Raw genomic sequence first — 1,412 nt, 5'->3', positions numbered from 1 at the left:
CTCAGCATTTTATTATGGTGATCCCCTGGGCGAAATGCGCCTGGTAAGCAGAGTTTTTGAAATGTAAGGCCTTTGAATAAGACAAAAGGCTGCCTCATCGCTAACTTTGCAACAGTGCCACATCCGTTACCTTTTCTCCGCCGGGCTAAGCGGCATGCTGCTGATCACAGCTGCGCTGCTGTTTCGCATGCTGGGCGTGTGGATGAGTACGCTGGGTACAGACCTATCCCGGAAGGAGCGCCTGTTCTGCATGATTGCCTATCTGCCCAAGGCAACGGTGCAGGCTGCAATCGGCGCTATTCCGCTGGCGATGGGGCTTGGCAGTGGGGAAACCATACTTGCGGTGGCGGTTCTTGCCATTATACTTACAGCGCCGCTGGGGGCGTTGGGCATCGAGCTGAGCTATAAAAGGCTGCTTCAAAAACAGCAGTCGTAGTGTGCTTGTTCGATAGAACAAAAGAGGAACGAAAAATATTTTTCGTTCCTCTTTTTTAGATGATTTGCCTTCTGATTGGCTTATCCATTCTTTTTTATCAAGTATATAAGTTCTGTTCCGATGGTCTTTTTATCCTCAATCTCAAACTCGGCGGGCAAGCCGCCCTCGAACCATGCGGCGTAGTTCGCCTCCATGCCTTTTCCACGCCCGCCTAAACTACGCGTGGGAAAGCTGACAGCCATGCGCGGGGTATTGAGGGATTGTAAAAGTGCCATGGCAGAACCGGCCTGCTCCCGCTCCAGCAGGGGCAAAAGCTTAAAAATCAGCGCCAGGTCGCCGGCTTCGGCGGGCGGCGCACACAGCACATCCTGCAGGGCAAAGGTAAAATCCCAATCTTTTTCCCTAGCAAAGGGGGTGATGACATCCCCCAATCCCTGGTGGATATCACAGCCCCACACGGATGCAATGCCGCGCTCGTATAGCGCCAAGGGGTTAAGACCGCAGGCGATATCCAGCACGCGGCGGGGAGTTTCGGCTGAAAAGATAAAATCGTACAGGGTATCCAGCTCGGCCAGTCGCTCCTTGGTGGAGGCATGCAGCGACAATGCCTTTTTTACATCGCCCGCAGAAAGCGCGGCGGCAGCAGCCTTGAGCGATTCCGGGGTGACATATGCCCCGCAAATTCCATGCAGCCGGGTGCGTGCAGCCTCTACGGTCTGTTTGGGGGATTTATGCCGCCCCCATTCCTCAGTCAGGATGCGCCGCACGGTATCCGGGCAAAGGGCGCGGTATTTTTTTGAGGCCAGGATGGAGGTGAGGGCATCGTTGATGTTCATCGGTGTCTCCTAAATCGTTTTCGGGGTCTGACGCTCAGTGGAACGAAAACTCACGTTAAGGGATTTTGGTCATGAGATTATCAAAAAGGATCTTCACCTAGATCCTTTTAAATTAAAAATGAAGTTTTAAATCAATCTAA

At 52.7% G+C, this 1,412-nt stretch carries 2 protein-coding genes; one reads left to right on the top strand and one right to left on the bottom strand.

Annotated features, from left to right (window positions below; translation table 11 throughout):
* Positions 1-154 precede the first annotated feature (154 nt).
* A complete protein-coding gene (locus K0778_RS26030) occupies positions 155-436 on the top strand; it encodes a sodium/hydrogen exchanger (RefSeq protein ID WP_015059004.1) in 282 nt (93 codons plus the stop codon).
* Positions 437-516: 80 nt separating this feature from the next.
* Here K0778_RS26030 and K0778_RS26025 read toward each other — a convergent pair whose 3' ends face one another.
* Positions 517-1,272 (bottom strand): 16S rRNA (guanine(1405)-N(7))-methyltransferase RmtB1, encoded by a 756-nt coding sequence (locus K0778_RS26025; protein ID WP_012372818.1) that lies wholly within the window; start codon positions 1,270-1,272, stop codon positions 517-519.
* Positions 1,273-1,412: the final 140 nt, after the last annotated feature.

Source organism: Escherichia sp. XD33 (genome assembly GCF_019375075.1).
Lineage (GTDB): Bacteria > Pseudomonadota > Gammaproteobacteria > Enterobacterales > Enterobacteriaceae > Enterobacter > Enterobacter flexneri_A.
Note: the sequence above shows the minus strand (reverse complement) of the source record. Positions and strands in the feature narration are given on the sequence as shown.

Coding starts and splice junctions, on each gene's coding strand:
- K0778_RS26030 (WP_015059004.1), top strand. CDS start 155: ATGCTGCTGATCACAGCTGCGCTGCTGTTTCGCATGCTGGGCGTGTGG.
- K0778_RS26025 (WP_012372818.1), bottom strand. CDS start 1,272: ATGAACATCAACGATGCCCTCACCTCCATCCTGGCCTCAAAAAAATAC.